Here is a 24,585-nt window from a genome sequence, read left to right as displayed (position 1 = left end):
GGTCGACTTGCTCGGCTCGTTCTGACACACACCTATAGGGCGCGCAACTTGTTGGAAAGTGTAGAGGCTATCGACGTTCGCAATCCGACAACATCTGGGCGATTGCAGCTACGCAGGCATGGTGGCGTGCGGTCGACGGCATCAGCGGGAGAAATGAATATCACCCCACAGTTTCGGGGTGAGCTCGGCTTCGCTTGGCACGTCACTTACCAGCCCCGTCGCCTTGTTTGACCAATACGAGCGCTGAAGTGTCTCGATTCCGTTTCCTCGCAGCACGCCGATATCGCCTTTTAGACTCGTGCCAGCAGGCGCGACGAGTCGTAAGGTCTTCAGTGGAATTGAGATCCTATAGATGAACCGTTTGGTCCCACTGGTGGGGCTTCGTTCGACGTCTTGCGTCAATTCCAACTGGTCGCTGACGTCGGTGACTTGATCGAACCGGATCGTTCGAAGCGGCGAGCTGAAGGTCGCCGAATTGCTGGTGCTTCCCGGTTCGACGGGGCGATACAACACCGCGGTTTTTTTGCCTTCAACACGTGCGACAAGCAGGCGCTCGTCACCTTCGACTGCGAGCGTTCGATCTCGCGACGCACTGGCGTCGGTACCCAGCATCAGGTCGATTCCGCCACCAGTCTTGAATAAGTTCTGTAGTGCATCACCGCTATTCTCCAGCAGCGCAGGATCGTCGGTTCGCACCGCGATCAGCAAGCGGTTAGGCGAGATCGCGAGCGCTGCGTCCGTATCGACCTGACGGCGTGCCCAACTTCCAACGAGAATATTTCGCACATCGATGGTGACCCAGCGGGTTGTCTCATCTGGCCAGCGCGGGCCGGTGGCGAGTGACGCGGCGCTGTCGTCGGATACACGTTCAACTTCGAGAACACTGGGTTGCGTCGTCCTCGACGCGGAACTGGCAATTTCGTCGAGCATGACTTGACGCTGTGCATCTGCAAGTTGCCGCGCCGTGACGGTGATTGCAGCATCACGCAAACGTCGTATTCCGTCGAGACCGTAGAGCCTAAACAGTGAACCGGTATGTCCGGCCTGGAGGTAGATCTTGCCGTCGTCAGTCGCTGTCAGGATCGAATGAAAACTCTCAGGGAGGAGGCTCGTCGATGTGAAATCCGTGCCTCGTATGCCGCGCAGTGGTAGCGGATCGAATTGGCTTCTGGCATCCCGGAACAGCGTAGCGACGAACAGGCCATCTATCGTGAACAGGTAAACTTGCCCCTCGTTGCCGTTAATGGCCCATAACTGTCCGGCATCCGACGGCGCTGGTGCGTCGATCGGATTGCCTAGCACGCGGGTCGTACCGATCAGCTCACCAGGAGACTCGGGAAGGGGGGCGATGTGCGATGCGTGGAGGCCGGGCCATAAGCTCGGGTATGACCACACTGCCGTACCGTTGCGCGAGCCGCCAACGCCTTGCGGCCCCAATGGGGCAGCAGGCGTGGTCAGCACGACCCAACCGCCTTTGCCGACTAGGACTTGTCCGCCCCCAGAGCTGGCTGGAGGTTGCACGTTCCGTGCGAGAACGTCGCCGCTCTGAATGGTGTACTGGGGAACGCCTTGTGCCGAGATCCGGGTTGGCGCAAAGCGTAGCGCAACGTCACCGACGTTCGCGATTGTAAAAGACAGGTCGTTGCCGATACCCACGCCGCCGACGAGCGTTCCGTTTTTTCCGGTTGGCGTCGGCGACAGGAACTGGACTTCGTCGGCATCGAGGCGCCCGTTGCCGTTTTCGTCGGACCAGATGAACAGAAGCGATTGCCTGTCTGGCGCAACACCCGTCGGCATGCGTTGTCGCATGGCGGGCGACGAGAATGCGGGCAGCAACTTTCCTGCGCCGTCCAGCGTACTGCCCGCCGCCGCGACCGGGTGTGCGATTCCTTTGTCGATGCGCCAGAGTATCGCGCTCGGCGGTCCACTGACTTCTGACGCGTGCGCGTTGGTCAAGTAGAGCGAGTCGTTTCGATGGATCGGGTATTCGGGCATCGTACCGGTTCCTTTGCCGGTCAATCCAATGTCACCATTTTCGGTCCTGAAGTAGATAGCTTGCGGAACGCTTGTTCCACCGTTCGGGTCGATCCGGAATTCCATTCCGCCGCCTTCGTCCGCGTAGAACATGCGTGTTGAGTCAATTGGATCGACGGCACCGCCGCCGCCGTAACGGCTCGGGCCATAGAACGCGTTGACGAAGCGACCGTCAGAAGCATTCCAGACGCTAACCCTTTTTGGTGTTTTATCGCTTTCGGCAACCCAAAGGTGTCCGCGTTCGTCGAGCGTGACGCCCGCGGGGTGGTTCATATGAAGTGGGTCATAAGGTCCGAGGGATGGCTTACCAGGATGTCCTATCGTGCGCAGCAACTTGCCACCTGCACTGAAGACCTTGACCTGATGGCTTTGCCCCCAATCGCTGATGTACAGAGTCCCGTTGTCGTCCACGTATATATACTGCGGATCGTCGAGGCTAGCCTTGACCAGTACGTCCGGTACGGTCAGCTTTGCCGGCGAGGTCTCTGATATACGGAAGCGCAAGACGTCGTGCGTGGTCAGAACGAGCAGGCGCCCGGACGTATCGAACGACAATCCGCGCGGGTCGGGAACGTTGCTGGTACCGAGTACAGTCTTCCGCGCGGCATCGATAAATAGCAATTGATTAAGTTGGCCAAATGCAACGACCACCACGCCATCATGTGCGGCGAGCCCCGTGAGATCGAATCTCTGCGTATAACCAGTCACATCCGACGCGTTTGCATCCGCCGGCATTGGTATACGGTACGGCTGGTCGAGCACCGGCACATCTTCGCCCGTACCCAAACGGCCATCTTTGGGTTTTGATCGAGGATGCGAAAGCAGCGCGTTCAAGCGTAGCTCGCGAACATTGCCATTGTATTTGTCGCCATGCCACGACGTCGCAGCGTAAGCATAGACGTCCTTCAACGGGTGTACACCTGTATCCCGCGCCAATTGGGTGGCACCTGTCCAGTTGCCGCCGATCCACATTTGCCCCCAACGCTTACGTCCATCGAGGTCGAGCCACGCAAGACTGCTTCCGCCTTCGGTGAAGTAGCTGCCGACAATCACCTGCCCGATGTTAGCGGACCGCACTCCTGCAGGGTCCGAAATCGTTCCTGCCGGGATGAAGAGCACTGAACTCGGTGCCGAATGGTTTGCAAGCCATTCACTGCTGCGATCCTTCGTTTGCCATGGAGGGACACCATTGCTATATGGTGTGAGTTCATAAGCGATCCTGATAGAAGGTCGAACCAGGCCGCGCACGAGATATCGACCTGGAGCGACGGTTTTCCCGGGGATGTGATACTGACCATGCGCCGCAGCATCGGTGTCGCGGCCTCGATCGTCAAGGCCGTCCCACCACGCGATATGGTTTCCGGCAGGAAACCGGGTTTCGCTGATGAGGTTCCTGACACGCTTGCCGTTTTGATCGTCGATAACTAGCGTCACAAATCCAGCTTGCGCGATCGAAAATCGGATTGGAATCGAAATCGGAATGGATGACGATGTCGTGGCGGCGAGTTGCGGCGGCGAAGTCGATTCCGCGATACTCGGGGCACTTGTTAGCATCCCGGCAATCGTGATAACGAAGCTGCACAATCGTGATGCAACCTTTCCTTGCATGCGGATCACCTTGAACAGGGCGGCAGCGCGCCCGCGCCGGAGCATTGTGCGCTTGACGTATGACCGATGCGTTGACGTCGGCGACACTGAGGCGCAACGGTTCCGCAAGAATAGTAGAGATTTCCTAAGTGCGCATGCGTTGGATAGAGTCGATTTCCGCCAATGCGTCGTCGAAGCGGCGCGCTTGTCGTTCCTGATCCGGCAGCAAACTCCAGCACGGTCCGTGTTGTCAATGGCGAAAGCTGACAGGAATATGGCCGGCCTAAGAATGGTCCGATGGTATTGTTCGTCATCAGTTCGATTCGCGCGATTCATCACGTGATTTCCACGTACTCCGATACAAGGGTCGCCACGCTCGTTTCGGACGAGGCGAGCTTTGCGCAAGCGTTCTTGCTCGACACGACCATGCTGCGGTGACCTCGCGAGACGCGAATGTGGTGCTTTGATAGTTCGGCACTGCATGGTCGAGAACCGGCACCTTCAAACGACGATGATCATCCAGGGCAACGATCCGACTGTCTCCCCATCGTTCACGCTGCGCAATCGCGTGATGCGCCAAATATGGAACTGGGCGTGGCTGCTGCTGTTCCGTCCGAGTCCCAGACCATGTCATGCATGGCGTGCCGCGTTGCTTAGGATTTTCGGTGCGCGCATCGGCGAACACGTGCATGTCTATCCGGCCGTGCGTGTCTGGGCGCCGTGGAATCTTCACATAGGGGATCGCGTGGGCGTCGCCGACGGTGTGACGATCTACAACATGGATGTGGTCACCATCGGCGACTATTGCGTTGTCTCTCAGGGAGCTCATCTCTGCGGCGGTTCTCACGATTATCAGTCGAAAAATTTCCAGTTGATTGCCGCGCCAATCGTGTTGCAAGCTCATACGTGGGTATGTGCGGAAGCATTTATTGCGCCGGGCGTGACCATTCCCGCCGGAGCCGTGATTGCAGCCCGCTCGGTCGTGACTCGCAGCCCACTGGAAGCGTGGGCGGTTTATGCCGGGATGCCGGCAAGAAAAATTGGAAAGCGGACGAAGCATGACACCTAACCCATCCGGTATCTCAGTCATCATTCTCACGAAGAACGAGGCACGCGATCTGCCAGGTTGCCTCGAGAGCGTCGCATGGTGCGACGACATTCACGTTTACGATTCGATGAGTACCGACGCGACAGTCGAGATCGCGAAAGCATTCGGTGCGACGGTCACTCAACGTCCGTTTGACAACTGGGCCAGTCATCAGAACTGGGGACTTGCCAATATACGGTTCAAGCATCCGTGGGTGTTCTACATCGACGCAGACGAACGGATGACGGATGAACTGGTTCGTAGCGCAAAACAGGCAGTGGCGTCAGCTGGCGATGTCGTGGCGTTCAGTATTCAGCGAAGGGATTTCTTCATGGGAACCTGGCTAAAGCATGTCCAGACGTCACCGTACTATCTCCGGTTGTTTCGCCCCGAGAGAATGCGATATGAACGCCTCGTGAATCCGATCTCGATTCCGGACGGGCCGAGTGCACGCATCGCGGGTTACCTCGATCATTTTCCGTTCAGCAAGGGGCTTGATCACTGGGTTGCCCGGCACAACAGCTATAGCACGCTGGAAGCCATGCAGATTGTCGAGAATCGACGAGGCCAAGCATCATTCAGTCTAATCAAGGCACTGACGAGTCGTGATTTTCATGAGCGACGATTCCATCAAAAGGAAATTTTCTATCGTATTCCGATGCGGCCGCTGGCGAAATTCCTGTTGCTCTACGTGGGAAAACGGGGATTTCTGGACGGAAAGGCTGGGCTCACGTATGCGGCACTCCAGTCCATCTACGAATATTTGATCATTGTGAAAACGGATCAGATCAACAGGCAGGACGCCGCCGGCGCCGTCTCCGATCGATGATGACCATTGGGTTAGTTACCTATGTGGCAGGGCGCTCGGAACAACTCATCACGCAACCACCCGCGAATCGTGCGGTAAGCAACATTGATTCAGGGCACACCGAGCATCAACGCGAACAGAATTCCGATATCCGTGAAATCGTGGAGACCGGTGTGCGTGCAAGGCCGAACCTGGCGAACCTGAAGACGCCAACAGGAAAGGTCAGCCTCACCAACCGAGGTTGAACGGGAGACCTTCCCGGCGGGAGTGCCGCATGACGAGCAATGCAGTAGCAAGCCACCAGAGGCCGGCGCCTTAAAGCAGCAATGTACCGAATACACCGAAGTTGCTCGCCAGTGTCGTCCCACCTTCCAGGCTAATTTGTGCGGAGACCTTCGTGGCAGCGTCGCCGAGGTAATGAGATCGATCGCACCCGTTCCGATCGGACAGAGGGTGGCCGGCTCGTGACGCCGAATTCACGGGGAAGGGAAGCTTATCAATGATCAGGTGGACCACGTCGATCGCCAAGATCGAGAACGCAAGCGGCACAAACTAAACCCAAAGCATGTAACCCGCGCCGACGACCTGTTGCGCAATTTTCGCCGGAAGATGCGGCGCGAGCACCCCCTGCACTGGATACGCTGGCTTCCCCTGCGACGATCGGCAGCAACAATGCGATTGTCCGTTGCTCGAGGCCGTGCTCTTGACGAGTGAAAGTCTTGAAAGGCACGCCGCCGCGACAATCAACGACAGAGGCATGTCGACGATCCAGAGGCTCAGCGCAACAAGATACGGTGACGCTAGATGTCGATGCGTCGGATGTCTGCAATCGCGCACAACTCTCAAATTCGGAACGCCAAACTGAGATCCGCTTTCGCGCCGGCAAATTGTGCTTGCCGATATGTCCGCTTCATTAGAGGTAGTTGATCGCCACGACGACCTTGGCAAGTTCTTCAGAAATGAGCGGCGTGGCTATGGGATTCTGCTGCAGTTCGCATTGGATCCAGGCGATGCGATTCGTGTGGACGTGTTTTTCCTGGGCATCAAATCTGCCGTCGCCTGACCTGGATGGCATTCCGAGGTTCGAAAATTCGAAAAGGTCCGGAACACGGTGTGCGGCCGGGAAGTTAGTGGTTCGTTTCGGTTCACTCTCGCATCTTCTCGATCCTCTCCCGCATTACCTCGATAAACGCACGCATCCTTGCCAAAGGCAGTCGCGACGGGACCGCGTCCATGAACTCCCGGGCGTCATTTTCACCCTTTTGCGACTCTCAATGTCCTCGCCGCTTCACGCGCTCCCCCCACACCCGCCCGCCCAATACTGTAATACTCGACCCCCAACTCCCGCATAGTCTCCGGCTCATAAAGATTCCGCCCATCGAAAATCACCGGCTCGCTGAGCAACTCGACGAGCGCCGCAAAATTCGGGCTCTTGAACACCTTCCACTCCGTGACGATCACGAGCGCATCGGCCCCTGCAGCGGCCTCTTCCGACGTCGTCACGAACTCGAGTCGCGAATGCGCGGCCGGATCATCGCTCAGATCGAGCGCAAGCACGCGCCGCGCCTCATCCGTCGCAACAGGATCATAAGCACGCACGTTCGCACCACGCTTCAGAAGCCCAACCACGAGCTCACGGCTCGGCGCTTCGCGCATGTCATCGGTATTGGGCTTGAACGCGAGTCCCCACACCCCGAACGTGAGCCCCGACAGGTCATCCCCGAAGCGTTCCGAGATCTTCTCGAGCAGCACCTTCTTCTGCGCATCGTTGACCGCCTCGACGGCTTCCAGAATGCGCAGCGACTGCCCATACTCGGCAGCGGTTTGCACCAGCGCTCGCACATCCTTCGGAAAACACGAACCACCGTAACCCACACCGGCGTAAAGGAAGTCATACCCGATCCGCGGATCCGACCCGATCCCCCGGCGCACGGCTTCGATATCCGCGCCGACGCGATCTGCAAGATTCGCGAGCTCGTTCATGAACGAGATCCGCGTCGCCAGCATCGCATTCGCCGCATACTTGGTGAATTCCGCCGAGCGCACGTCCATGTAGCGCGTACGCTCGTGATTGCGGTTGAACGGCGCATACAGCCGCTTCATCTGTTCGCGTGCATGCTCGCCGGCCTCGTCGGCGTCGGTGCCGATCACGATACGATCGGGCCGCATGAAATCGTCGACGGCAGCGCCTTCCTTCAGGAACTCCGGATTCGACACGACCGAGAATTCGTGGCGCAGGCCGCGGCGGGTCAGCTCGGTTGCGATCGCATCGTGCACGTGCAGCGCGGTGCCGACCGGAACGGTCGACTTGTCGACCACCACCTTCGGCCCGCTCATATACCGTCCGATATTGCGCGCGGCGGCGAGCACGTACTGCAGATCGGCGGAGCCATCCTCGTCGGGCGGCGTGCCGACCGCGATGAACTGGATGTCGCCGTGCGCGACGCTGGCTTCGATGTCGGTCGAGAACTGCAGCCGGCGGCTCGCACGATTGCGATCGATCAGCTCTTTCAAGCCGGGTTCGTGAATCGGTACGCCGCCGCCGTTCAGGATATCGATCTTGCGTTGATCGACGTCGACGCAAAACACGTCGTTGCCGATTTCGGCAAGGCATGCGCCCGTCACGAGGCCTACGTAACCGGTACCGATGATGGTGATTTTCATGTTGCCGTATGGAGAGGAATCGATTGCGGGTTCAAAAATCCGGATGCCGTGCGCCTGACACGTCGGCATTGGACGGCTCGGGGCGCAATGCGCGCAACCTGGTGTCGAATTCGCTCAACACCGCGTCACGCGACAGGACGGCCTCGGCGAATCTGCGCCCGGCCTGTCCCAGGCGGGTGCGCTCGGCCGCATTGGCGGCGAGCGCGTCGATACTCGATGCAAGCGTTTCGGGATCGCCCGGCGGCACGACGATCCCGCGCGGCGCGACCACGTCATGCAGCTCGGTTCCCGGGCTCGCCATCGCGATCACGGGCCGTCCGCTCGCGAACATCCCGGTCAGCTTCGACGGCATGACGAGGTCGGCAGCGTCGGCGCGTTGCGGGAGGACGTGAATGTCGGCCAGGTTCAGCAGCTCGTTGAGCCGGCCGATAGGCTGCAGCTCGATGAAGCGGCAGTTGCTGAGGCCGCCGCAGCGCATGAGGAGTTCGGCGCGCGCCGGCCCGTTGCCGCAGAAGACGAACACCAGATTGTCGCGCGATACGAGTCGCTGGGCCGCGTCGGCGAGAATATCCAGCCCTTGCTTGGCACCCATGTTGCCGGAATAGAGCACTACCGTCGCGGCGGGAGAGATGTACAACGCCGTTCGCAGCTCGCTCGGCCGTTTGAGCGGATAGATCGAGTGGGTGTCGGCCCAGTTCGAGAAATGCACGAGCTTGCTCGAATGAATCCCCTTGCGCAGCGCGTGCTCGACCATCTTCCCGGAGATCGTCGACACGGTATCGAAGCGCTTCAGCAGCGTACGCTCGATGGCAAGCACGGCGCGCTTCAGCAGAGATCCCTTGAGCATTCCGAGGCTGAACGCCGCATCGACCTCGTAATCCTGGATATGGATCCACGCGTGGGCGCCGGTCAACCGTGCGACGAGCCAGCCGGCTGGCGCGTTCAGCAGGCTCGGCGCGATGCACACGACGACGTCGGGCCGCCAGAACGCATGCCGCAGCATGACGGGGAAGCTCGAAAGCGCGAAGCTCGCGAGATGCGCGATGCGGCGCGCACCGCTCGGTCGCGACGGAACCCACAACGGTGCGCGCCAAAGCGCGACGCCGCTGCGGCGTTCGGTCGAGTAGCTGAGCGCCGAGTAGCCGCTGGCGACCCGCCATTCGGGGTAGTACGGCGGTGCACACACGACGCGCACGGTATGGCCTTTTTCGACGAGCGTTTCCGCCATTTCGGCGGTGTACTTGCCGATGCCGGTCAGCTCGGGCGCGTAGTTGATGCCGTATACGAGGATCTTCATCGGCTCACAGCGAAAGATAAAAATGGTGCGGTGCGTTATAAGCGCATTGTCGGTAATGCTTATCGTGCGAGTCCGACAGAATGTTGATCGGTGCCGCCAATCGTCTGCGGCGGCCGTGCGAATCGTGGGCGAGATTGCACGCTGCGGGCAGCGTTACCCGATGCGGCAGACAGTCGTCAGAAAAGACGCGTGCAAACCAGCGGCGAATACATCTCGATCGCCGCCTGAATCGGTGCGTGATATCCGTAGGCGACGGCGGACACGGCAAGCGTCGAAGCCACGGCGAGCGGACGCATGGCCGGCGGCAGGATCGGTGCGTCCGTCCATCGTTTCAACAACACGACGGTAACGAGCGCGCCGAGCATCCACCCCGCGATCACCTCGGACGCGCTATGTGCATCGTCGCGTACGCGTGCAACGCCGATCGTCGCGGCGAGGACGAGCCCCGGCAACAGCGCCGGGCCAGGGCGAACGTTCCACCCGTCGTGCAGCATCAGCAGGCACGCCATCGGCCAGACAGTCGCGGCAAGCATCGTGTGCCCGCTGATCATGCGGAAGTTCATCGAGCGGATCTGCAACCCGCATCCGGCATAGAGAACTTTCGTCAGTCCGACGGCGAGCATCGCGACGGCAAGCAGCACGACCCACGACAACGCAATGCGCCAGCCATACATCGAACGAGTGAGCCACGCGAAACAGATGGCGGCAAGCGGCAGCGTCAGCGCCGCGTCACCGAGGTTGCCGATAGCGAGCCACATGTCCGGTCCTCGCTGGACGAAACGGAGTTATCGATCGCTCGTGGGATGAAAAGCCGGCAACGCGACGCGCCGCGCGTCACCGCGGCGCACGATCGGCATCAGACGACCAGCTGTTCCGACATCCGCGCAAGCAAATACCGCTCGAAGTCCGCCGCAACCTCCGGATGCCGCAGCGCGAACTCGATCGTCGCCTTCAGGTACCCGAGCTTGCTGCCGCAATCGAAGCGCGTGCCGTCGTAGCGATACGCGAGCACCTGTTCATCGGTGAGCAGCGACTGGATCGCGTCGGTCAATTGCAATTCGCCGCCCGCGCCGGGTTTGAGCCCGCGGAGATGCTCGAAGATCTTCGGTTTCAGCACGTAACGGCCGACGACCCCGAAGTTCGACGGCGCATTCGCCGGTTCGGGCTTCTCGACGATGCCGGACAGCTTGAAGAGATCGTCTTCCCAGCGCTTGCCGTCGATCACGCCATAGGATTTCGAATCTTCAGGAGCGATTTCCTCGACCCCGATGACCGACGCGTGATAGTGATCGAAGACGTCGATCATCTGGCGTAACACCGGCTTCGGGCCATCGAGCAAATCGTCGGCGAGGATCACCGCGAACGGATTGTCGCCGACGAGCTTCTCCGCGCACAGCACGGCATGACCGAGCCCGAGCGCTTCGGCCTGGCGCACGTAAAAGCAGTCGACATGGCTCGGCTTGATGCTGCGCACCAGCGACAGCAGCTTGTCCTTGCCGCGTGCCTCGAGTTCGGCCTCGATCTCGTAGGACTTGTCGAAATGATCCTCGATCGCGCGCTTGCTGCGTCCGGTCACGAAAATCATCTCCGTGATGCCCGCTTCGATCGCTTCCTCGACCGCATACTGGATCAATGGTTTGTCCACGACCGGCAGCATTTCCTTGGGACTGGCCTTGGTGGCCGGCAGGAACCGCGTGCCCAGGCCGGCGACCGGAAAGACGGCTTTCGTCACTTTCAACATAGTGGTAATTCCATGAGTTCGGAATGAAGAGCAGACAACGTCGAGGTGCGATGTCGGTGTCCGGACGCAACAAGAGATTCGAAGTCGCACAGGACGCAATTGCCCGGCCGCGCACGTGCGATTCGGGAAATCCTAATGTGTTCGGAAATAAAGCGGCGACTGAATCTTGGACGAATCCGACAGGTTGATTGGGAAACCATACGTCGGCGCAAGAATTATTTTGAAACAGTGTGCAAATGGCCGGCTCGGCGTTATATAGCGGATGACGGCTGTCGTTTGTCGACAGGCGTTCGCTTGGTTGGGATACGGTTCGAAGCGAAAGCCCGGAACCCGGTCGGATTTTGCAGATGCGAGTGTGTGCCGATGCATCGCGTTCACGGGCATGTCTTTAGGAGAGCGTGATGACGGAAGAGGATGATATTTGCCGGGCGTTGGGCGCACTCGATCCTGCCTATCTCGAACTGATGCAGCAGATGTTGAAGATCGATTGCGAGGTCGCGGCACGCGAGTTGGGCATCTCGAATCAGATCGCGTCACGGATCATCGCGCTGACGCCAACCGAGATCGAAGCGCTGGTCGGCCGCGGATCGCAGCCGTAGCTGGCAACGCTGGCGTCGTCTCGTCGCAACACCTGCTGGCAAATGTGCGGGCCGGATTGCGATGGTGGCCCCGCTGCCGGGAGCCGTCGAGTTTCCGGCATGCATGGACGAAAACGCGCCACGGTCCCGCTATATGCGAAGGAAGAAAAAGAACCGAACGAAATATATTTAGCGTTGAAACGCAATTGCCAAACAGAAGGGCGAAAGTGGAGTCACCATGACGCATTCGACCATAGACACCATGACGATATCCGAACAACGGCAGCGCACCGGCTGGGCCGGTGTCTGGCTTCCATGCACCGATCCTCCCGCGCAACCGATGTGGTGTGAGGGCCGATGGCCGGGACATCCATACGGCTTTCCCGTGTATTGGGACGGTACCAAATGGTGCAGCAAGATTTTCGGCGCCCGCGGGGATTTCTGGCGCGAGCGCGTGATACGGGCTGCATAGCAGGCATCTGCCGGCGGCGCTGCGCGTTCCGGCAAGGATTTGGGTGGGCCGGCGATCTTCACGCGACTTTGCCGAACCGCATGTCGCCGGTCCGTCGTGTCGTGCATTCACGAACGGAAATACGGGCAACCCGCGAGGTGGCGGATTACCGCTAGGTTTTGTCCGCTCGTCGCCGTGCGCGACACGTAGAGTGCGGGGCCGACACTCCGCGTATTGCCAATACGCGCCCTGCGGCCGGCTGAATGCAATCACCGTCCAAAATCAGGAACGCCCATGCCCGAACAGGACGACATCTTCGACGCGATTGCGGAATTCAACCGTTCGTATCTGACGCTTGCCCAGCGCTTGCTGCAAGCGGATCGCGAAGCGGCGAAACAACAACTGGGCATGTCGGATGAGACGGCTGCGATCGTCGCCGAATTGACGCCGGCACAGATCGACGAACTCGCCGAGCGTCGCGAACTGTTCTGCGAATTCCGCGCGGAATCCTCGCCCGGCCGGGCCTGATACGGCAACCTTTCGAACGTTTCATGCGTCGCGCCGCGCACGAGCCTGGCCGTATACCGGCTTGCATGTCCGCGACCGATCGCAGCTCGGCTGCCGCCGAGGCCGCAGCCGTCAATTGTCGGCGGTGGCCGATAGTTTGGCGTTTTTCGGCTAGATGTCGAATCCCATTCGTCTAATTGGATTCGCTACGATGCGCAAAAACGCTGTTGCCACGATGTCCGCACGCGAAGCACACGATGCGGCCACGCCGATAATTGTCTTTCACCGGGGATTCGTCGTCCATGCAGGGAATGTTGGAGCATCTACTCGAGCGCCAAGTATCGATCCAATGGCGCGGCTTCCTGGAGGCATTGGCCGGTGAATTCACCGATCAGCTCGATCGGGACGAGCTGAGGCAATTGATGGCGCGCATCGGCATGCGCTTCGCAGCCGCGCATCCACTTGGCCCTTGCGAGTCGACGGACGATCTCGCGGATGCATTGAATGCCCGCTGGCGCGACATCCAGTGGGGTTACGCCGAACTGTCCGACGAGCACGATTTCCTGCGCATCGTTCATTACGCCGCGCCGTTGCGCGCGTTCGGCGACGGCTGTCTCGCATGGTCTTCCGCCTTCCTCGAAGGCGCGTATCAGGGCTGGTTCGACAGTGTCGGCGCGACCGGTTTGCGCGTGACGCAGGACGTCGCGCCGCCGGACGATTCGCGGATCGAGCTGCGTGTTGCGCGCGCAAAGAGCTGAGCGACCGGGCCGGCCGGAACTTCCGCGACAACCAATGGGCACGCTATGTCGACTTCACGGGATATCGAATCGTTGTTCAAGCGTTTTGGCGGCGATGCCGGACGCTATCACGAAGTACGTGCGGAAGCGGATGCCGAAGTGGCCCGCGCGCGTTGGCCGCTGCTCGGCGGTGTCGAATTGCGCGCGAGCGCGTCGCAGGGGCAGCCGGGCGCAGGGTCGCCGGACGGCGCGCATAGCCTGCGCAAAATCGTACTGGCCGACACGCGTGCGTTGCCTGCGTCCGCGCAGGATAACGGCGGACGGGAACCAGCATCCGGCACGCTGAAGAAGCTGGTTGGCAGGCCGGCGGCATCGGATGGCACGGACACGCAAGGTCCGTCACTGCCGCTGGTTCGGTTGTTCGAGCGGCTGCGCACGGAGCCGACGGGAGAGGCGCCGAAGAAGCCATCGGTGTGGACCGGCCGCTCATGAAAATCGTCGCGATCGCTTCGGCAAAGGGCGGCGTCGGCAAGACGACGCTGGCGGCGAATCTCGCGGCCGTGTTGGCGGCGTCGCGGCGCCGGCGCGTGAGCGTGGTGGATCTCGATCCGCAGAATGCGCTGAAGCTGCATTTCGGCGTGCCGCTCGACATGACCGACGGGCTCGCCCATGCCGCGCTCGACAGGCTGAACTGGCCGGCGGTGGTCGTCGACGGGATCACGGTGTTTCCGTTCGGCCTGGTCAGCGAAACGGATCAACGCCGTTTCGAGCGGCTGCTCGACCGCGATCCGTCGTGGCTCGCGCACGGGCTTGCCGCGCTCGGGCTCGGCGACGACGACATCGTGATCATCGATACGCCGCCGGGCACCTCGGTATACATGCGCGCCGCGCTGACGGCCGCGCATTTCGTGCTCAAGGTCGTGCTGGCCGATGCGGCCTCGTACGCAACGATTCCGCAGATGCGGCGGATGCTCGACGCGTATGCCGCGAGCCGCGCGGATTTCGTGGGTGACGGCTACGTGGTCAATCAGGTCGATCAGTCGCGCGAGCTGGGCCGCGATGTGCTGCGCGTGCTGTGCGACAGCCTCGGCGCGGCCCGGTTCGGCGGCGTGATTCACCGCGATGAAGGAGTCGCGGAATCGCTCGCGTCCCGGACGACCGTGAATCGCTACGACCCGCGTTCGCAGGCCGCCGCCGATCTGAACGCGTGCGGTGCATGGCTCGAGCGCGTGCTCGATCGGCGCGACACCGCGCGGAGCATCGCTTGAGCGCCCGCGGGGAGGTCGCGCGGCCGTCGGCGGTCGACCGGTTCGTCGATGCATTGCCCGGGAGCGGCTGGTTCGTCGCGCTGCCGGTGGCCGCATGCACGCTGCTGGCGCTGTATTTCGTGTGTACGGTGCCGCTCGACGCGATCGGGCAGCTCGTGTTCGCCACCTGCTGCATCGCCTGTTCGCTGGTGGTCCGTCGCCTGGGCGGACGCTATGCGACGCTCGTGATGATCGTGCTGTCGGTGGTGGCCACCGGCCGGTACATGTATTGGAGATTGTCCGGCACGCTGGTGTGGTCGCATCCGCTCGACGCGGTGTGGGGCACGCTGCTCGCGGCGGCCGAAGTCTATGCGGCGGCGGTGCTGATCCTCGGCTACTTCCAGACCGCGTGGCCGCTCGGGCGCAAGCCGCTGCCGTTGCCCGCGTCGCGTGCGCATTGGCCGAGCGTCGACGTGTTCATTCCGACGTACAACGAACCGTTGAGCGTCGTCAAGCCGACCATCTACGCGGCGCTCGCGCTGGATTACCCGGCCGACAAGCTGTCGATCCACGTGCTGGACGACGGACGTCGCCAGGAATTCCGCGCGTTCTGCGAGTCGGTCGGCGTGCACTGGACGATTCGCGATCACAATCGCCATGCCAAGGCCGGCAACCTCAACGAAGCGTTGAAGATCACCGACGGCGAATACATCGCGATCTTCGATTGCGATCATGTGCCGACGCGCTCGTTCCTGCAGATCTGTCTAGGCTGGTTCATTCGGGATCCGAAGCTGTCGATGCTGCAGACGCCGCATCACTTTTTTTCGCCGGACCCGTTCGAGCGCAACCTCGGCATTTTCAGAAAGGTGCCGAACGAAGGCGAACTGTTCTACGGACTGGTGCAGGACGGCAACGATCTCTGGAACGCGACGTTTTTCTGCGGATCGTGCGCGCTGATGCGCCGCTCGATGGTGGAGGAGATCGGCGGCATCGCGACGGAGACGGTGACCGAGGATGCGCACACCGCGCTCAAGCTGCATCGCCGCGGCTATACGACGGCCTATCTTGCGATACCGCAGGCGGCGGGGCTGGCCACCGAGAGCCTGACCGGGCACATCGGCCAGCGCATCCGCTGGGCGCGCGGCATGACGCAGATATTCCGCATCGACAACCCGCTGTTCGGGCGCGGACTGACGCTGAGCCAGCGGCTGTGCTACCTGAACGCGATGATGCATTTTTTCTACGGGATCCCGCGGCTCGTGTTCCTGACCGCACCGCTGTCGTTCCTGTTCTTCGACGCACATGTGATCCATGCCCCGGCCACGATGCTTGCGCTCTATGCGCTGCCCCACGTCATCCATGCAAACGTGACGAACTCGCGGATGCAGGGCCGCTTCCGGCATTCGTTCTGGGCCGAAGTCTACGAAGCCGTGCTCGCGTCGTACATCGCGCTGCCGACGATGCTTGCGCTGATCAATCCCCGGCTGGGCAAGTTCAACGTGACGGCCAAGGGCGGACGGATCGACCGCGGCTACTTCGACTGGGCGGTGTCGAAACCGTATCTGAGCCTGGTGGTCCTGAACGCGATCGGCCTCGCGGTGGGCGTCCTGAACCTGTCGCTCAACCGTCATGTCGGCAGCGAAGTCCAGACGACGGCGTTCAACCTGGCATGGACGACCTACAACATCCTGATTCTGGGGCTCGCCGTCGCGGCGGCGAACGAGCGCCGGCAGGTACGCGTGTCCCATCGTGTCGCGGCGCGGATTCCGGTCATGCTGCGCTTCGCGAATGGCCGGACGCTGGCATGCGAAACGCGTGACTACTCGGAGGGCGGGATCGGCGTGGCAGTCCCCGACGATGCGCGCATTCCGCGTGGCGAACCGGTGACGGTATCGCTGTTTCGCGGTGTCGAAGAGTACGCATTTCCCGCGACGGTCGAATACGTCGAACCGGGGCGCGTCGGCATCCGGTTCGAGAGCCTGTCGCAGCAGCAGGAGTTCGATCTCGTCAGTTCGACCTTTGCCCGAGCCGACGCATGGATCGACTGGACGGACGGCCGCCGTCCCGATTCGCCGCTGCGTGCGTTCCTGCATCTGTTGAAGGTCGGCGTGCAGGGCTTGCTTCGCCTGATCGCGCGCCTGTACGCGGACCTGCGCGTGTACGCGCGCGGCGGCCGCAGCAACGAAAAAAAATAGCATGAGGCGGAAAGAATGACGTGGGCGTCGCGACAGCGCGGCAGCACGCGCCGCAAGGCGTGCATTTCGCAGGGCGCGGTTGTCGCGGTTCCTGCACGTGTCGGCCGGTATGCGCGCGTGTCGCGCAGGATGGTGTCGCTACTGCTCTGGGCAATGGCGAGCGGCATCGCATCGGGCAGCTGGGCCGCGGCCACCGGGATGCAGGCACCCGGCGCAATGCGGGCGGCGGATGGCGCGATGTCGTCGGGCGATGCGGCGCCGCCGTCGCCGGCCATAGTCGTCGGGCCCGACACCGCGCGCCCCGCGCCGCTCGCCGAACCGGTGCCGGCGGCCGACGCCGCGCGTCGCCGCTTCGGTATGCTGCCGACCACGGCCGAGCCCGGCACGCTCGTGCCCGGCGGCCGGCGCCAGGCATTGACGTTCGCGGATCTCGGGGCACGCGATCCGCTGCAGCTGCGGGGCACCGACGGCCAGAACGGCATCGCGTTCTCCGTCCGGCGCGACGAGGTCGTCATGGGCGCGACGCTGCATCTGGTCTACAGCTACTCGCCCGCGCTGCTGCCGGATCTGTCGCAGCTCAAGGTGCTGATCAACGGCGAAGTGGCGGCGACGCTGCCGTTGCCGGCCGCTCAAGCCGGCATGACGGTTGCGCGCGACGTGTCGATCGATCCGCGCTTCGTCACCGAGTACAACCATCTGAACATTCAGTTGATCGGTCATTACACGAAAGACTGCGAGGATCCCGCCAACTCGTCGCTGTGGGCAACGGTGAGCAACGCGAGCCGGCTCGAGCTGACCTACGCGGCGTTGCCGGAGCGGCCGGAACTCGGCGTCCTGCCCGCGCCGTTCTTCGATTCGCGGGACGTCCGGCGGCTCGAGCTGCCGTTCGCATTCGCCGCGCGACCGCCGCGGGAGACGCTGGAAGCGGCGGGCATCGTCGCGTCGTGGTTCGGCGCGCTGGCCTCGTATCGCGGCGCGCGGTTTCCGGCCCGCCCCGGCGGCCTGCCTGAATCGGGCAATGCGGTGGTATTCGCGACGGCCGACGATCGTCTGGACGGTGTGACGCTGCCGGCGATCGACGGACCGACGCTCGCCGTCGTCGAGCGGCAGGCGCCGGCTCACGGCCAGCTGCTGCTGGTGCTCGGTCGCACGCCGGACGAAGTGAAGGTCGCCGCGCTCACGCTCGTGCTCGGCAGCAAGACGCTCGCGGGTACGCATGCCACGGTGAGCCGGCTCGAGAACGTCGCGCCGCGCGTGCCGTACGACGCGCCGAACTGGCTGTCGTCGACGCGCCCGGTGCGGCTCGGCGAACTGGCCGAGGGGCGCGCGCTCAGCGTGTCCGGCTACGACGCGGGCGCCGTCCGGATCGATCTGCGCGTCGCCCCCGATCTGTTCACCTGGGATACGCGCGGCGCGCCGATCGACCTGCGTTATCGCTACACGCCGACGCTGCGCGCGGACCGTTCGTCGCTCAACCTGAGCGTCGGCGACACGTTCGTGAAGGCGCTGCCGATCCCGGCACGGGAAACGTCGCGCTGGAGCCTGAGCCGCTACCTGCCGTTCGTCGCCAACGGTATCGACCGCGCGACGCTGCACGTGCCGCCGCTGCTGCTCACGCCGCGCACGCCGTTGCAGCTGCACTTCTTCTACGAGATCCCGGACATGGGCCGATGCACGGGGCGGCTGCTGCAGAACGTCGCGGGTTCGATCGACCCGGACTCGACGATCGACGTGTCGTCGTTTCCGCACTACAAGGCGCTGCCCGACCTCGCCGCGTTTGCAAACAGCGGCTTTCCGTTCACACGGATGGCCGACCTGTCGGACACGGCCGTCGTGCTGCCCGCCGAGCCGGGCGCGGACGTCTACGGCCTGTACCTGCTCGCGATGGGGCGCATGGGCGTGTCGACGGGCTATCCGGTCAGCGGTGTGACGGTGACCGACGCCGCCGGTGTCGGCGCGTTCGCGTCCAAGGATCTGCTGATTCTCGGCGCGCCGGACACCCAGCCGCTGCTGACCCGCTGGGCGGCGCGCATGCCGTTCGGCACCGATCGCGACAGCGGCCTGTTTGACGGCCGGTTCGGTGGCCTGTTCGGCGGCGCCGAGGCGGCGCCGTCGCCTGGCGCCGAGCGCGAACGCGTGCGCGCCGGCCTGTCGATCGTCTCGGACGGCACGCGCGCGCTGATCGCCGGCTTCGAGTCGCCGTTGCGCAAGACGCGCAGCGCCGTCGCGTTGATCAGCGCGAGCGGGCAGGCGGACGAGGCGCTCGGCCGCGCACTGCTCGACGACGACATGCTCACGTCGGTCCAGGGCGCGATGGTCGTGATTCGCGATCGCACCGTCACGGTGACGTCGAACGAAACGTCGTATCACGTCGGTGCGCTGCCGCCGCTCACTTACCTGCGCTGGTTTCTGTCGGGGCGTCCGCTGCTGCTTGCGCTGTTCAGCGTGCTGGCCGCGTTCGTCGCGGCGGCGCTCTTCTATCGTCTGCTGCGTGCGCGTGCGGCGCGCCGGCTGAAGGAGTGACATGCGAAACCGACGGTTACGCGGGCTCGGCGCCGCCCGCGCGGGCGGTATCGCGAGTCTGCTGCTCGCGCTGACACTGCCGCACGCGGCGGCGGCCGGCAGCGACCCGCTGAAGGTACTCGTCGATCAGGGGCGATACTGGCAGGCGCATGGCCGGGGCGACCTCGCGGCACAGGCCTGGAAGAAGGTGCTGGGCGTCGATCCGAATCAGCCCGACGCGCTGTTCGGCATGGGCATGGTGCTCGCCGATCGCAAGGACGTCGACGGTGCGCGCCGCTACCTGGAACAGTTGCGCCGGATCGCGCCCGGCTTCGCGCGGACCGACGAGCTGGGCCAGCGTCTGGGCGAGACGAGCGTGCGCGACGGCGAGATCAGCGACGCGCGCCGCCTCGCGCAGACGGGGCAGAGCGCGCTGGCCGCGCAACAGTATCAGCGCGCGCTGCAAGGCGCGCCGTCGTCGCCCGCGCTGCAGCTCGAGTACTTCCAGGCGCTCGCGGCGACGCCGAGCGGATGGGCCGAAGCCCGCCGCGGCCTGGAGCGTCTCGCGCGTGACAACCCCGACGATCCGCGCTACGCACTCGCGTATGCGCAGCACCTGACCTATCGCGACGCGACGCGCCGCGACGGCATCGCGCGGCTCGAGTCGTTGTCCGCCGACGCGAAAGTCGGGAAGGCGGCGCGCGAGAGCTGGCGCCAGGCGCTGCTCTGGCTCGCGGCCAGGCCGTCGGATCAGGCGCGCTACCTCGCCTATCTGAAGGTGGTGCCCGACGATCCGCCGGTCAAGGCGCGCTACGACAGCATGGTGCGACAGGATCAAACCGCGCGCGAGGGCGATCAACGCAGCGCATCGAACGAAGCGCGCGGCCACGCGATCGAGGATGGCTTCGCGGCACTCGAGCGCGGCGATCTGGACACGGCGCGCGCCCGCTTCAATGCCGTGCTCGCCACGTCGCCGAACGACAGCGACGCGCTGGGCGGCCGCGGCATCGTCGAGCTGAAGCAGGAGCACTTCGCGCAGGCACGGAGCGATCTGGAGCGCGCGTCGCGAGGCGGGAATGCGGCGCGCTGGCGCTCGGCGCTCGGCAGTGCGACGTACTGGTCGTACACGAGCGAGGCGCTCGGCGCGCAAAGCAACGGCGACTTCGCGCGAGCGAAGGCGCTGTTCGAACGCGCGATTCTTGCGGATCCGTCGAACGTCACCGCGCAGGTGATGCTCGGCGACGCGCTGCTGGAGAATCGCGATGCGCGCGGCGCCGAGCAGGCGTACCGGATGGCGCTGCGGCGTCAGTCCGACAACCCGGACGCGATACGCGGTCTGGTCGGCGCACTGGCCGCGCAGGGGCGCGGCGACGAAGCGTTGCAGTTCGCGACGCAACTGAGCGCCGAGCAGCAGTCGAAGGCCGGCGGCCTCGACCGGTTGCGTCGTACGGCCGAGGCCGCGCAGGCGCGGCAAGCCGAAGCGCGCGGCGATCTGGGCACGGCGCGCAGCCTGTTCGAGGACGCGCTTGCCGGCAATCCGGACGATCCGTGGCTGCGGCTGGATCTGGCGCGCGTGTACGTGCGGCAAGGCGCGATCGCGTCGGCGCGCAGCATGATGGACGGATTACTGGCCGAACGGCCCGACATGACCGACGCACTCTATGCCGGCGCGCTGCTGGCCGAGCAGACGCAAGACTGGAGCCTCGGGCTGCAGCGGCTGGAGCGCATCGCGCCCGCGCAACGCACGGCGGCGATGACGACGTTGCAGCACCGCCTCTGGGTGGGCCAGCAGGTTGCACTCGCGACACGGCTGGTGCGCGAAGGCCGCCGCGCGCAGGCGCTCGGGGTGCTGCACGACGCCGAGGGGATCGGCCAGTCGGTGCCGGGACTCGCGGCGCAGTTGTCGGCGGGCTATGCGGCGGCCGGCGACACGTCGCGTGCGCTCTGGATCGTGCAGCGTGCGCTGGCCCGCGAGCCGGACAACGCCGATTTGCTGCTGCAGTACGCGCGGACGCTGCTGACCGTGCGCAACGATGCGCTGCTGAGCGACGCGATGCGCCGGCTTGCCGCGCTGCCGCTGTCGCCCGCGCAGCGCGGCGACTTCGAACGCCTGAACCTCGAGATCGTCGTGCGTCAGGCCGATGCGGTGCGCCAGGCCGGCGACCTCGCCGGCGGCTACGCCGTCATCGCGCCGTGGCTGGCCGCGATGCCGGACAGTCCCGAACTCCAGGCCGCGCTCGCGCGGCTGTACACGTCGGCCGGCGACGCGCCGAACGCGCTGAAATGCTATCGGGTCGCGCTGGCCCGCCGGCCCGACGATACGGGCTTGCTGGTCGCGGCGATCTACGCGGCGAGCAGCGCGAAGGCATGGCGCGACGGTGAAGCGTTCGCGGCCACGGCGCTGCGTATCGCGCCCGACGACCCGGGCTTGCTTGCCGCGACCGGCCGGCTGTATCGCGCGGAGGGGAATCTTTCGCTCGCCGCGCAGTATCTGCAGCGTTCGCTGCTGGCCGCCAATACGCCGCCGCCGGGCAGCAAGACGGCGCCATCGAACGTGCCGCGCGGCTGGGAAGACGCGATGCGGCGCATCGGCGCGAACCCGCTGCCCGGTACCAATCCGTTCGAAGGCAAGACCGCCGTCGATGTCGTTCATCCGTCGACCGGCTTCGGGGCCGCGGTATCGCCGCTGCCAGGCGTGCCTTCCTGGTCCACCCCGTCTTCTTCCGCTCCGACCGTGCCCTATACGATGCCTCCCGCGCCGCCCGCGACCTACGTCACCCCGTCCGCCGTGCCGGCCGCGCGCATGGTGCCGCCCGCCATGCCGCCGCAGGCGGTCACGCCCGATCCCGGCGGCTATGGCCCGGCCGCCGCCGGCGCGGGCGAGTCGGGCGGGCCCGCGACCGCGCGGCGCTATCAGACCTACCAGTCCTATCAGCCCTATCGGGAGCCTGCCGCGGACGTACCGCCGGCGGGGGCGTCCGCGGGATGCGTGGCGCAGTCCGATCCGAACGACGACTGTGCCGGCTACGTCGCCACGCCGTGGCCGATGTCGCCCGCGTCGCGGGCCGCGGCGGCGACCGGTTCGCCGGCGGCCGCGTCGGGCGCGAGGCCGGCCCGGCCGGCCCGCGGCGGGACGAAGGTCGCCGCGGCGCGCGCGCCCGTTCTTGCATCGGCCTACGGGCAGGCCGATGCGCCGCCTCGCTATATCCCGCAGCCGCCGGCCGGCTATGCGGGAAGCGAGGCCGTGGCCCGTGCGCCGCAACGGGATGCGGGCGCGGGCGCCAACGCCCAGATGCTCGACGTCGCGTCGGAACTGGCCCAGGTGAACAGCGAGCAGGCCAGCACGGCATCGGGCGGCCTCGTGTTCCGAAACCGGACGGGCGAGGCGGGGCTGTCCGGCCTCACCGACATCGAGGCGCCGCTGGAAGGGCGTATCAAGGCAGGCAACGGTCACGTCGTCGTGACCGCCACGCCGGTCATGCTCGACGGCGGCAACTCGGCCACCGACGTGCCGACTCTCGCCCGGTTCGGCGCGGGGCTCTCGCGGTCGGCCGGCGGCGGCTCGCCGGGTTCCGAAACGGCGAGCGGCGTCGGTCTCTCCCTGGGTTACGAAGGCAAGCAATTGAAGGCCGACATCGGCGCGACGCCGGTCGGGTTCCCGTACCAGGATGTGGTCGGCGGCGTGCGCTTCAATGGTGCGATCACCGATCGGGCGGCCTACTCGCTGGCCGTCACGCGTCGCGCGGTGACCGACAGCCTGCTCTCGTTCGCGGGCGCACGCGATGCGAGTGCCGGCCTCAAGTGGGGCGGCGTGACGCGCAGCGGCGCGCGCGGCGCGCTGAGCTGGGACGACGGCACCAGCGGCGCGTACGTCGCGGGCGCGTTCGACTATTACGACGGCCATCACGTCGAACGCAACTTCGCCGGCAAGGGCAGCGGCGGCGCCTATACGCGCCTGCTGCGCGACGCCGACCGGACGCTCACCGTGGGCGTCAATGCGACATGGATGCGCTTCAGCAAGAACCAGTCGTATTTCACGTACGGCCAGGGCGGCTATTTCAGTCCGCAGCAATACGTGATCCTGAATATACCGGTCGAGTACGCGGGACGAACGGGCGCGTTTGCGTACGATTTGAGCGGTTCGTTCGGCGTGCAGCATTACCGGCAGAACGCGGTGCCGTATTTCCCGCTCGATTCCGGCATGCAGGCGCAAGCGGCCGCGAATGCCGCCGCCAGCCAGGCGGTAGGGCTGGACGCGGGGGCCGTGTATCCCGCGCGCAGCAAGACGGGCATCGCGTATTCGCTCGCCGCGCGCGGCGAATACCAGGTCGCGCCGCAGCTGGCCGTCGGTGGAGCGGCTTCGTTCGGCAATGCGTATCAGTACCGCGAGTGGACGGCGGCCGTCTATCTCCGTTACAGCTTTACGCCGCAAGGCGGCCTGCCGGCGTTCCCGCCGCGCGCGTTCACGTCGCCGTATCTCGCCGACGCCGACTGAACGGATCCGCATCGCGCCGTGGCGATGCCGCGCGAATCGACGTGCGCGCCACGGTACGCGCGCCTGCGCGCGCTGGCGGATCCGTTCAGAGCTTTGTCGGTCCGGCGCTGCGTTCGCGACGTACAGTGTGTCATCGAAAATCCGGCGAGTGCCGAACCACCGGGTCGAAGCGAATCGACCGGCAAAGCACACGCGCTGGCCCTTCAAGACCGACCATGGCCGAACAACACGACATTTCCGATGCGATCGCGGAATTCAATCGATCGTATCTCATGCTTGCGAAGTGGCTGCTCCTCGTCAACCGGAGCGAGGCCACACGACAACTCGGCGTCTCGGAAATGACGGCATCGCGCATCGCATCGCTGACACTGGCCCAGATCGACCACCTCGCCACGCGCGGCAAGCTGTTTTGCGAGTTTCGTGACGAGTTCGCGCCAGGCTGTGCGTGAGTTCGTCGCGCGACGGTTCGCCATGACATCGGGACGGCGCCGTCGTCAGGACGCAGGGACGTACGCGCGCCGTGACGGCATCCTGAATCCGAACGCAGTGCGCGATCACGCAACGGTCCGACTGCTTCGTGCACGCAACCCAGAGAGAATCGATGATCTCCCAATCCATCTTCAAGGCATATGACATTCGCGGTGTGGTCGGCAAG

The 24,585-nt window shown here is 64.2% G+C and carries 17 protein-coding genes; 12 read left to right on the top strand and 5 right to left on the bottom strand.

Translation table 11 applies throughout. The annotated features are described in order from the left end of the window. Positions 1-141: 141 nt before the first annotated feature. Complete coding sequence (locus tag DIE17_RS30860) at positions 142-3,642, bottom strand: hypothetical protein (protein WP_124921541.1); 3,501 nt, start codon at positions 3,640-3,642, stop codon at positions 142-144. Positions 3,643-4,132: 490 nt separating this feature from the next. On the opposite strand from DIE17_RS30860, the gene DIE17_RS30855 reads away from it, so the two are divergent. Genes DIE17_RS30855 through DIE17_RS30845 form a run of 3 tightly spaced genes read left to right on the top strand, consistent with a single transcriptional unit; the run spans position 4,133 to position 5,761 of the window. Next, the gene (locus DIE17_RS30855) at positions 4,133-4,690 is read left to right on the top strand and encodes a putative colanic acid biosynthesis acetyltransferase (protein ID WP_124921540.1); all 558 of its coding nucleotides are present in this window, start codon (positions 4,133-4,135) and stop codon (positions 4,688-4,690) included. Beyond that, complete coding sequence (locus tag DIE17_RS30850) at positions 4,680-5,537, top strand: glycosyltransferase family 2 protein (RefSeq protein WP_124921539.1); 858 nt, start codon at positions 4,680-4,682, stop codon at positions 5,535-5,537. Before DIE17_RS30855 ends, DIE17_RS30850 begins: the two co-directional genes overlap by 11 nt. Beyond that, positions 5,534-5,761: a hypothetical protein gene (locus tag DIE17_RS30845; protein WP_124921538.1), complete on the top strand. Its 228-nt coding sequence runs from the start codon at positions 5,534-5,536 to the stop codon at positions 5,759-5,761. The genes DIE17_RS30850 and DIE17_RS30845 overlap by 4 nt, the downstream gene beginning before the upstream one ends. A gap of 1,009 nt (positions 5,762-6,770) precedes the next feature. Here DIE17_RS30845 and DIE17_RS30840 read toward each other — a convergent pair. The 4 genes from DIE17_RS30840 to galU form a co-directional block, all read right to left on the bottom strand. After that, positions 6,771-8,180, bottom strand: coding sequence for a UDP-glucose dehydrogenase family protein (locus DIE17_RS30840; protein WP_124921537.1), 1,410 nt, complete (start codon positions 8,178-8,180; stop codon positions 6,771-6,773). 31 nt (positions 8,181-8,211) lie between these two features. After that, a complete protein-coding gene (locus DIE17_RS30835; protein WP_124893924.1) occupies positions 8,212-9,477 on the bottom strand; it encodes a glycosyltransferase WbuB in 1,266 nt (421 codons plus the stop codon). A gap of 176 nt (positions 9,478-9,653) precedes the next feature. Beyond that, the gene (locus DIE17_RS30830; RefSeq protein WP_124921536.1) at positions 9,654-10,235 is read right to left on the bottom strand and encodes a phosphatase PAP2 family protein; all 582 of its coding nucleotides are present in this window, start codon (positions 10,233-10,235) and stop codon (positions 9,654-9,656) included. A 98-nt stretch (positions 10,236-10,333) separates the two neighbouring features. Beyond that, positions 10,334-11,218, bottom strand: coding sequence for a UTP--glucose-1-phosphate uridylyltransferase GalU (galU, locus tag DIE17_RS30825; RefSeq protein ID WP_044846964.1), 885 nt, complete (start codon positions 11,216-11,218; stop codon positions 10,334-10,336). 401 nt (positions 11,219-11,619) lie between these two features. On the opposite strand from galU, the gene DIE17_RS30820 reads away from it, so the two are divergent. From DIE17_RS30820 to DIE17_RS30780, 9 genes are all read left to right on the top strand, one after another. Continuing rightward, on the top strand, positions 11,620-11,817 hold the full coding sequence (locus DIE17_RS30820) for a flagellar transcriptional regulator FlhD (RefSeq protein ID WP_044846963.1): 198 nt from the start codon (positions 11,620-11,622) through the stop codon (positions 11,815-11,817). A 724-nt stretch (positions 11,818-12,541) separates the two neighbouring features. Then, the gene (locus DIE17_RS30815; protein ID WP_124489821.1) at positions 12,542-12,775 is read left to right on the top strand and encodes a flagellar transcriptional regulator FlhD; all 234 of its coding nucleotides are present in this window, start codon (positions 12,542-12,544) and stop codon (positions 12,773-12,775) included. A 281-nt stretch (positions 12,776-13,056) separates the two neighbouring features. Beyond that, a complete protein-coding gene (gene bcsD, locus DIE17_RS30810) occupies positions 13,057-13,512 on the top strand; it encodes a cellulose biosynthesis protein BcsD (protein WP_124646745.1) in 456 nt (151 codons plus the stop codon). A gap of 45 nt (positions 13,513-13,557) precedes the next feature. Beyond that, positions 13,558-13,983 carry a cellulose biosynthesis protein BcsP gene (bcsP, locus tag DIE17_RS30805; protein WP_124646744.1) on the top strand — a complete coding sequence of 142 codons (426 nt, stop codon included), beginning with the start codon at positions 13,558-13,560 and terminating at the stop codon, positions 13,981-13,983. After that, positions 13,980-14,759: a cellulose biosynthesis protein BcsQ gene (gene bcsQ / locus DIE17_RS30800; RefSeq protein ID WP_124489818.1), complete on the top strand. Its 780-nt coding sequence runs from the start codon at positions 13,980-13,982 to the stop codon at positions 14,757-14,759. The genes bcsP and bcsQ overlap by 4 nt, the downstream gene beginning before the upstream one ends. After that, positions 14,708-16,933, top strand: coding sequence for a UDP-forming cellulose synthase catalytic subunit (gene bcsA / locus DIE17_RS30795; protein WP_124646743.1), 2,226 nt, complete (start codon positions 14,708-14,710; stop codon positions 16,931-16,933). Before bcsQ ends, bcsA begins: the two co-directional genes overlap by 52 nt. A gap of 15 nt (positions 16,934-16,948) precedes the next feature. Beyond that, a complete protein-coding gene (bcsB, locus tag DIE17_RS30790) occupies positions 16,949-19,456 on the top strand; it encodes a cellulose biosynthesis cyclic di-GMP-binding regulatory protein BcsB (RefSeq protein ID WP_124646742.1) in 2,508 nt (835 codons plus the stop codon). A gap of 1 nt (position 19,457) precedes the next feature. Further along, positions 19,458-23,930, top strand: coding sequence for a cellulose synthase subunit BcsC-related outer membrane protein (locus DIE17_RS30785; RefSeq protein WP_124921535.1), 4,473 nt, complete (start codon positions 19,458-19,460; stop codon positions 23,928-23,930). Between the two features lie 215 nt (positions 23,931-24,145). Further along, a complete protein-coding gene (locus DIE17_RS30780) occupies positions 24,146-24,379 on the top strand; it encodes a flagellar transcriptional regulator FlhD (RefSeq protein WP_044846956.1) in 234 nt (77 codons plus the stop codon). Positions 24,380-24,585 lie beyond the last annotated feature (206 nt).

This window comes from Burkholderia sp. Bp9099 (assembly GCF_003857805.1).
Lineage (GTDB): Bacteria > Pseudomonadota > Gammaproteobacteria > Burkholderiales > Burkholderiaceae > Burkholderia.
This window is presented reverse-complemented; position numbering and strand designations above follow the sequence as displayed.